Here is an 8,654-nt window from a genome sequence, read left to right as displayed (position 1 = left end):
TTCGGCTTCCGCCTCGGGCGCCCCGGGACGCCGGCCGTACCCCGCACTCCTCGGCTGGCCAGGCATCAGGCACCGTCTCCCGGCGCCGACCACACCACAGTCCCGTTCGCTCGGACTCGGCGGCGAAAGTTGTCCACAGCCCCGCTCGACCAGCGGTTCTGTCCGCCCCCGCCAGTAGAACCCCCGGGATCGGGTGGGGGCTGCCTGCGTTCTGGGCGCGAACCGGGCGAACGGCGGTTTTCGCGGATCAGTGAAGCGGGTGGCGGTGACGGCCAGCCGGTGAGGGCCGGCCGTGCGGTCGCGTACATCAGCCGGCTCCCTGCCCGGGGCCGCCCTGCTGCCCACCCGCCGGCTGCCCACCCGTGGGCTGCCCCGACTGCGCCTGGCCGTCCTGGGTCTGGCCGCCGGGCTGGTTCGTCGTGGTTGCGCCCGTCGGCGGTGGCGTCGGCGTGGGAGCCTGCACCGGCTTCGGCTCGCCCACGAGCACGACGGTGCCGTCCGACTGGACGATCAGGCGTGCCGGATCGCCGGCCGGGACCATGCCCATGGCCTTCGCGCGCTCGGCCAGGGACGCCGCCGACTCCTTCTCCGTCACCTCGCGCTGCAGCTGCGCCGCGCGTTCGGACAGGCGGTCGGCCTCCTGCTTGGCCTGCTCCAGGTGGTAGGAGTCCGCGGCCGCCTGGGTGGACAGCCACAGCGTGGCCGCGACGCCGACCGTGAGCACCACGATGATCAGGACCGCGAACGGCACCCTGCCGGCGCCGCGGTCGAGGTCGTCCTCCACCGGGCGTTCGATCCGCCGGCCCTCGCGCTGGGCGCGGCGGGCGTAGGCGCGCTGGGCCGCCGCCGTGCGGGAGCGGCCAGGGGCAGCCCACCGGCGGGGCTCCGTCTCCGGCACCGCGACGGTGTCGGAAGGGACGGGTCGCTTCCGGGCACGCGTCGACTCGGTCTGGACAGTCATGCCGCCTCCAGAATCCGTTCGGCCGCACGCAACCGGACCGAGGCCGCCCGCGGGTTGTGTTCGATCTCCTGCTCGTCGGCCTGCTCGGCGCCACGAGTCAGCAACCGGAGCTGGGGGCCGTGGCCCGGCAGCTCCACCGGCAGGCCCTCGGGTGTCCGGGACCTGGCCAGCTCGGCGAAAGCCTGCTTGACCAGCCGGTCCTCCAGTGACTGGTAGGACTCGACGACGATCCGCCCGCCGACGCGCAACGCGGACAGGGCGGCGGGCAGCGCCGCACGCAACGCGTCCAGCTCGCCGTTGACCTCGATGCGCAACGCCTGGAAGGTCCGCTTGGCCGGGTGCCCGCCGGTACGCCGCGACGCCGCCGGCACCGCCTCGTACAGCAGCTCCACGAGGCGCCCGCTCGACGTGAACGGCGACTTCGCCCGCTCCCGCACGACCCGGTCGACGATCCGCTTCGCGAACCGCTCCTCGCCGTACACGCGCAGGATCCGGACCAGCTCGCCCGGCGGGTACGTGTTCAGCACCTCGGCGGCGGTCAGCTCGGCCGTCGGGTCCATCCGCATGTCCAGCGGCGCGTCCCGCGCGTAGGCGAACCCGCGGTCGGCCACGTCCAGCTGCATGGAGGACACACCGAGGTCCATGAGCACACCGGCGACCGTGGTCATGCCCAGCCGGGAGAGCACGGAGGGCAGCTCGTCGTAGACGGCGTGCACGAGGTGTACCCGGTCGCCGTATCCGGCCAGCCGCTCCCGCGAGCGCGCCAGGGCGGTAGGGTCCCGGTCCAGGCCGACGAGTACCAGCGCGGGATGGGCCGCGAGCAGGGCTTCGGCATGACCGCCGAGGCCGAGGGTGCAGTCCACGAGGATGGCGTCCGGCACGGACAGCGCCGGCTCGAACAACGCCAGCACCCGCTCGAGCAGCACCGGAACGTGCTCGGGCATGCCAAATCCACCCCCTCTCCCGCTCTCTCCCACCTAGACGTTGAAGCGGATGCCGCCAGGTCCCCGCCCGCTCGTCGCACCTGGCGCCGGGGAAGGTGTGCCAGGGTCGAAAGCGAGCGGAACGGAGGCCTCGCGACACCCGCGCCGTGCCCGTTGTTCCCGTCAGAACACGCCGGGCAGGACCTCCTCCCGTGCCTGGGAGTAGGCGTCCTCGTGTTCGTCCTGGTAGATCTGCCACGCCTGCGCGTCCCAGATCTCCAGGCGGGTGACCGCGCCGATGACCACGCACTCCTTGGTCAGCCCGGCGTAGCGCCGAAGCTCCGGTGCGATCACGACCCGCCCCTGTCCATCGGGACGCTGCTCGTCGGTGCCGGCGAACAGGTACCGCTGGAAGGCGCGAACCGCCTCGTTCGTCAGGGGCGCCGCTGCCACCTTGCGTGCCATCTCCTCGAACTCGGTACGCGGGAAGACGTAAAGACAGTGGTCCTGTCCCTTGGTGACCATCAGCCCACCCGCGAGCGCGTCCCGGAACTTGGCAGGCAGCGTGAGCCGCCCCTTGTCGTCCAGCTTCGGGGTGTGCGTACCGAGGAACATCAGGGTCCGCACCTCCCCACCGGTCCGTGCGGACCAGCCATGGAGCCCCCTTCCGCCCCACTTGCGGCCACCGTACCCCACTTTTCACCACAGTCAACGGCGAATGACACCGCTCACCGGACGCTGGACGGGCATTTGCCCTGGTGAACGCGTGGGGGGCGCGGTGGGGGACGGTGGTGGGACTCCCCCGACCGGGTGCCTGTCGGGGCAGCCGGAAGCTCTCGAAGAGGCAACCGAACGGAGTCACTTGCGTCCAACCAGGGCGCCAGGAGGTTCGACGTGGGGAGATGTGGGGAACCTGGTGGTGCGAGGTGGGGGGAATCCGGCGGTTCGCGCACGCGCGGGGGAACAGGCGTAGAAGATAGGTAAGAGACGACCCTTGTACTCCTCTCTTGTAACAGAGGATCTGGGGCACTTCTCACAGGTTTGACACACTTCGTAGCAGGCTCAATGCCGACGAAGTTCACAGGAGGTCGCGTGACGTCGAGTACCCCGCCATCGGCGCTGTCCGGCAACCCGTACCCGGGCGACCCCTACGCGCAACAGCTCTCGGGTGGTGCGGGCCACCCGACCGTCGAGCACACGCCGAACAACAACCACTTCCGCCAGGCCTCGCCGCTGGACGAGCTGGGCGCCGCCGCGCAGCGGATCGCCGCCAACGTGGAGCGGGTGCTGGTCGGCAAGCCCGAGGTCGTGCGCATCGCGCTCGTCACGCTCCTCGCGGAGGGGCACCTGCTGGTGGAGGACGTGCCCGGCGTGGGCAAGACGTCCCTCGCCAAGGCACTGGCCCGGTCGATCGACTGCACGGTCAGCCGCATCCAGTTCACCCCCGACCTGCTGCCGTCGGACGTCACCGGCGTCTCGATCTTCAACCGGCAGACCAACGAGTTCGAGTTCCGGCCCGGCCCGGTCTTCGCGAACATCGTGGTCGGCGACGAGATCAACCGCGCCTCCCCCAAGACGCAGTCGGCGCTGCTCGAGTGCATGGAGGAGGAGCAGGTCACCGTCGACGGCAAGACCTACCACCTCGAGGCGCCGTTCATGGTCATCGCGACCCAGAACCCGATCGAGATGGAGGGCACCTACGCCCTGCCCGAGGCGCAGCGCGACCGGTTCACCGCCCGGGTGTCGATCGGCTACCCGGACCCGGCCGCCGAGCTGGCCATGGTCGACGAGCACGCCGGCCACAACCCGCTGGGCGACCTGCAGCCGGTGTCGCACGCCGAGCAGGTCAAGAACCTGGTCGAGACCGTCCGCGCGGTCAAGCTCTCCCCCGAAATCCGCCGCTACGCCGTCGAGCTCGTCTCCACGACGCGGCGGCTGCCCGAGATCCGGATCGGCGCGTCGCCGCGGTCCACGCTGCACCTGGTGCGGGCGGCCCGCGCGCAGGCGGCGCTGTCGGGCCGTGACTTCGTCGTCCCCGACGACGTGCACGCGGTGGCCGTGTCCGTGCTGGCGCACCGGCTCGTGCTCACCCCGGAGGCCCAGGCCGGGCGCCGCGCGCCGGCCGACCTGATCCGCGCGCTGGTGCAGCGGGTGCCGGTGCCGCAGCACGGCGGTGCCCCGCGCGGGGCGAGGTAGCCCCCGTGAGCGGAGCGAACCGAGGACATTCACGGCGCCACCGAACCCGCGGAGGGCGCCGGGCCAGCGGAGCCTGCGGAGCATCCCGGCGCCACGGAGCGGGTGAGGGGGCGCCGTGGCGCGGCCGTTGAAGGGTGCGCTGTCGGGCCTGACCACGCGGGGGCGCTGCCTCCTCGCGGCGGGGCTCGCGGCCGCGCTGTGCTCGGTCGTGTTGAACGAGCGGGACCTGCTGCGCGTGTCCGTGTTCGTGGTGGCCCTGCCGATCCTCGTGTGCCTGCTGACCGCCGTCGCGCGCGTCGGCCTGCACGCCCAGCGGCAGATCGTGCCCGTCCGCACCCCTGTCGGGGGGCGGGCCGAGGTGACCCTGCACATCACGTCCACCGGCCGGCTGCCGACGGGTGGGCTGCTGGTGGCCGACGGGGTGCCGTACTCGCTGGGCGGCAGGCCGCGGTTCGTCATCGAGCACCTGCCCCGGCACACCGGCACGCGGCTGCGCTACCACGTGCAGCCGGCCCTGCGCGGCGTCCAACAGCTCGGTCCGCTGAAGGCGACGATCACCGACCCGTTCGGGCTGGCCGAGTTCGAGCGCGAGCTGGCCGGCACGTCGCGGCTGGTCGTGGTGCCGCGCGTGGTGAAGCTGGTCGGCGTGCCGGGCGGGTCGGGGCTCGGCTCCGGCGACGACGGGTCGGTGCGGCTCAACGCCGGCCAGGGCGAGGACGACGCGATCGTGCGGCCGTACCGGCAGGGCGACGACCTGCGGAAGGTGCACTGGCGCTCGACCGCCAAGCGCGACGAGATGATGGTCCGGGTCGAGGAACGCCCGTGGCGTGGCGGTACGACTGTATTGCTCGACCACCGGGCGGCCGCGCACAGCGGCTCGGGCGCCACCTCGAGCCTGGAGTGGGCGGTGTCCTTCGCCGCCAGCGTCTGCCTGCACCTGCACCGCTACGGCCAGCGGATCCGCCTCGTCACCCAGTCCGGCGGGCTGATCGTGCGGGACTCGGGCGACGGCACGCACAACGACAACGCGGTGCTGGACGCGCTGGCCGCGCTGCAGGCCACGCCGGCGCCCTCCCTGGACAGCCACTCGGACCCGGCGGGCGGGCAGGAGCTGATCGCTGTCCTGGGTGCCACCGCACCGGAGGCGCTGTCACAGCTGATCAGCCAGCGGCCGCGGGGCAACCGCAGCCTCGCGGTGCTGCTGGACACGGCGGCGTGGGGCGAGGGCGGTCCGGGCTCCGACCTTGACGGTGCCACCGCGCTGCTGCGCGGCGCCGGCTGGGGCGTGACAGTGGCCCGGCCGAACATCCCGATGACAGCGACGTGGGCCACGCTGTGCCGCACCCACGGCAGCCGCGCGGCCACGGTCATCACCGGTTAGCAGGGGACTCACACCATGGCGACAGTCACACCCACCAGACCTCCGGCTCCCATGCCCGGCCGGCCGTCCGGGCCGCCACCCCCGGCCACCGGCGGCGAGTTGACGTCGGCGCAGTGGTCCATGACCGTCACCCCGATCGTCGCGGCCGTCACCACGCTGTGCGCCTCGCTCGCGCTGTCCGGCGTGATCGAGGGCCTGCGCTGGTGGGGTTACGCGGGCGTGGCGGTCACCGTGGTCGCCGCGATCGGGCTGGGGCTGCGGGCCATCCGCACGCCGGTCCTGCTGGTCGGCCTCGCGCAGCTGTTCGCCATCCTGTGCCTGCTCGTCGCGTTGTTCACCGACAGCGGGATCCTGGGCGTCCTCCCCGGGCCGACCGCGCTCTCCGACCTCGGCACGGTCCTCGCCAACTCGGTCGAGGTCGTGCGGACCGGGGTGCCGCCCGTGCCGGCCACCCAGGCCGTGCTGTGCCTCGTGGTGATCGCGATCGGGCTGGTCGCGGTGCTGGTGGACACGCTGGCGGTGTCCGCCGGCACGCCGGCCGCGTCGGGACTGGTGCTGCTGTGCGTGTACGCGGTGCCGGCGTCGCTCGCCGACGAGATGCTGCCGTGGTGGGCGTTCATCCTCGGCGCGGTGTCGTTCGCGGCGCTGCTGGCGGTGGACGGGGCGCACCGGCACCAGATGTGGCGCAACCGGCCGACCGTCCAGGGCACGAGCGGCGGCTTCGGCGGGCCGGCGGCGCTGGTGTCCGGTGCGGTGGCGATCGCGTTGCTCGCCGGTGCCACCGTGACCTGGATCGGCACGGTCGGCCAACTGCCCGGCGGCAACGACGGCGCCGGCCAGGGCGGGCTGGGGCTGAACCCGTTCACCTCGCTGCGCGGCATGCTCGACCAGGAGGGCAACGTCGAGCTGTTCCGCGTCCACGGCATGGGTGACAACCGCCGCTACCTGCGGGCCATCACCCTGCCGTCCTACGACAAGAGCTTCGGCTGGCGGCGGGACACCAAGGAGATGCCCGCCGGCCGGTCGCTCTGCTGTCCGCTCGACTCGCCCGGCCTGCGTGAGAACCCGCGTGGCCTCCAGACGACGTCCATCCAGGTGGAGGCGGTCCACTCCGCGGACTACTGGGCGGTGCTGGCCGGCAACCCGGTGCGCCTCACCGGCCTGCCCGACGACATGCGCTACGACGAGGACAGCGGCATGGTCTACGGGCCGGAGTCCCGCACCCTGGCGTCCTACACGGAGGACGCGGACCTCACCACGCCGACCTCCGAGGAGCTGGCGGGAGAGGGCCTGTTCACCGGCACCGACCAGATCTCCGACGTCTACCTGCGCAAGGACGGCATCAGCCCCAAGGTGCAGGACCTCGCGAACAGGCTGACCTCCGGCCGGAACACCACGTACGACCGGGTGCTCGCCATCCTGGCCTACTTCGACCCCGCGAACGGCTTCCGGTACGACACGCAGACCGCCGTCGGCAGCGACGAGAGCGGGCTCGAGGACTTCCTGTTCAACAGCAAGGCCGGGTTCTGCGAGCAGTACGCGTCGGCGACGGCGATCCTGCTGCGCGCGGCGAACATCCCGTCCCGGGTCGCGATGGGGTACACGGCCGGCTACCAGAACGGCGACTACCGGACCATCACCACACAGAACGCCCACGCGTGGGTCGAGGTGTTCTTCCCGCACAGCGGCTGGGTGACGTTCGACTCGACGCCGCTGTCCGACGGCACGGCGTACGAACCGCCCTACGCCTCCGGCGGTAGCCCGAGCGGCCCGCAGGACGACCCGAAGGAGCAGAACCCGTCCTCGTCCACGCAGGCCGCGCCCGCCGGGCCGACCACCACGACGCAGAACGGCGACCGGACGCAGGCCGGCGGCGCGGCCGGCGGCAACGCGGAGACCGGCCTGTCCCTGTGGGTGTGGTTGGTGACCGCCGGGCTCGTCGCGGCGGCCGCCGGGGCGACGGTGGCCGCGGCGTCCAGTGGCCGCCGGCCACACAGGCGACGGGTGCTGCTGCCGGTCGCGGTGGTCCTGTGGGGCCTCGTGCTGGTGTGGCTCGCGTCCCTGGTCTCGTGGTGGTTGTCGGCGCTCGTCGTGGTGCTGATGCTGGCGGCCGCGCCGGGCGTCATCAGGGAGCGGCAACGGCTGTCGCACCGCCACCAGGTGCACACCGGTGGCCCGAACGCGGCGACGTCGGCGTGGTCGGAACTGCTGGCCGAGTCCCGTGACCGGGGCATCGAGGTCGGCTCGACGGAGACGGTCCGCACGGCCGCGCGCCGCATGGCCCGCGAGCACTCCCTCGACGACGGCGGCAAACGCGCCCTGCGCACGGTCGTCAGCGAGGTCGAACGCAACTGGTACGGCGGTCAGGAACACCCCGACCCCACCCTGGCCCCGGCCTACGACGACCTGCTGGACGACATCCGCCGCAACTCCCCCCTGGGCTGGCGCGCCCGCCTGATCCCCCGCTCGGTCCTCCGCCGCTAACCCGCGTGTCCAACCCCCAGAACGCGCGTGTCCAACCGGCGGGACTGGTGAGTTCGACAAATCGTGCGTGCCGGATTTGTTGAACTCGCGTGTCCGGTGCGTTGGACACGCGGGTCCGGAGTGTTGGACACGCGGGCTCTGTGCGTTGGACACGCGGGGTCAGGTGGGTTCGGTTGGTGGGGGTGGCGGTGGGGCGGCGAGGTGGCGCTGGGACCAGGCGACGTCGTGCCAGGCGCCGTGCTTCCAGCCGATGCGGCGGTAGACGCCGACCGGTTCGAAGCCCATCGCCTTGTGCAGGCCCTCGCTGGCGTCGTTCGGCAGGGTGATGCCCGCCGCCGCCGTGAGGTAGCCGCGCGCGGTCAGGCGGGCGAACAGCGCCTCGTACAGGGCGCGGCCGGCGCCCGTGCGGCGGCGGCCCACCTCGACGTACACACTGACCTCGCACGACCACCGGTACGCCGCGCGCGCCTTGAACGGGCCGCCGTACGCGTAGCCGAGGACCCGGTCGTCCTCCTCGGCCACCAGCCAGGCGTGGCCGCGCCGCGCCGCCTCGATCCGCGCCGCCATCTCCTCGACCGGCGGCGGCTCGTACTCGAACGTGATCGCCGTGTCCCGCACGTACGGCGCGTAGATCGCCGCGCAGGCCGCCGCGTCCCCCGGCGCCGACGCGTCCCTGATCAACATGTCAAAGATAGTAGGCAGAACGTCC

The 8,654-nt window shown here is 72.7% G+C and carries 7 protein-coding genes; 3 read left to right on the top strand and 4 right to left on the bottom strand.

Annotated features, from left to right (window positions below; genetic code table 11):
* Nucleotides 1-307 precede the first annotated feature (307 nt).
* From ACJ73U_RS35225 to mraZ, 3 genes are all read right to left on the bottom strand, one after another.
* On the bottom strand, nucleotides 308-961 hold the full coding sequence (locus ACJ73U_RS35225; RefSeq protein ID WP_407782085.1) for a septum formation initiator: 654 nt from the start codon (nucleotides 959-961) through the stop codon (nucleotides 308-310).
* Nucleotides 958-1,905 carry a 16S rRNA (cytosine(1402)-N(4))-methyltransferase RsmH gene (gene rsmH, locus ACJ73U_RS35220; RefSeq protein WP_407782084.1) on the bottom strand — a complete coding sequence of 316 codons (948 nt, stop codon included), beginning with the start codon at nucleotides 1,903-1,905 and terminating at the stop codon, nucleotides 958-960. Before rsmH ends, ACJ73U_RS35225 begins: the two co-directional genes overlap by 4 nt.
* Before the next feature lie 162 nt (nucleotides 1,906-2,067).
* Nucleotides 2,068-2,499 (bottom strand): division/cell wall cluster transcriptional repressor MraZ, encoded by a 432-nt coding sequence (mraZ, locus tag ACJ73U_RS35215; RefSeq protein ID WP_407782083.1) that lies wholly within the window; start codon nucleotides 2,497-2,499, stop codon nucleotides 2,068-2,070.
* Between the two features lie 477 nt (nucleotides 2,500-2,976).
* Between mraZ and ACJ73U_RS35210 the strand changes: the two genes are divergently transcribed.
* The 3 genes from ACJ73U_RS35210 (at nucleotide 2,977) to ACJ73U_RS35200 (ending at nucleotide 7,945) form a co-directional block, all read left to right on the top strand.
* Complete coding sequence (locus ACJ73U_RS35210) at nucleotides 2,977-4,080, top strand: AAA family ATPase (protein ID WP_407782082.1); 1,104 nt, start codon at nucleotides 2,977-2,979, stop codon at nucleotides 4,078-4,080.
* A 127-nt stretch (nucleotides 4,081-4,207) separates the two neighbouring features.
* Nucleotides 4,208-5,461: a DUF58 domain-containing protein gene (locus ACJ73U_RS35205; RefSeq protein WP_407782086.1), complete on the top strand. Its 1,254-nt coding sequence runs from the start codon at nucleotides 4,208-4,210 to the stop codon at nucleotides 5,459-5,461.
* 15 nt (nucleotides 5,462-5,476) lie between these two features.
* Nucleotides 5,477-7,945 carry a transglutaminaseTgpA domain-containing protein gene (locus ACJ73U_RS35200; protein ID WP_407782081.1) on the top strand — a complete coding sequence of 823 codons (2,469 nt, stop codon included), beginning with the start codon at nucleotides 5,477-5,479 and terminating at the stop codon, nucleotides 7,943-7,945.
* A 159-nt stretch (nucleotides 7,946-8,104) separates the two neighbouring features.
* On the opposite strand, the gene ACJ73U_RS35195 is transcribed toward ACJ73U_RS35200, so the two are convergent.
* Complete coding sequence (locus tag ACJ73U_RS35195; RefSeq protein WP_407782080.1) at nucleotides 8,105-8,629, bottom strand: N-acetyltransferase family protein; 525 nt, start codon at nucleotides 8,627-8,629, stop codon at nucleotides 8,105-8,107.
* Between the last annotated feature and the right edge of the window lie 25 nt (nucleotides 8,630-8,654).

It is taken from the genome of Actinophytocola sp., assembly GCF_045807065.1.
Taxonomy (GTDB): domain Bacteria; phylum Actinomycetota; class Actinomycetes; order Mycobacteriales; family Pseudonocardiaceae; genus Actinophytocola.
The sequence above is the reverse complement of the archived record's forward strand: the minus strand, read 5'-3'. Positions and strand labels throughout refer to the sequence as shown.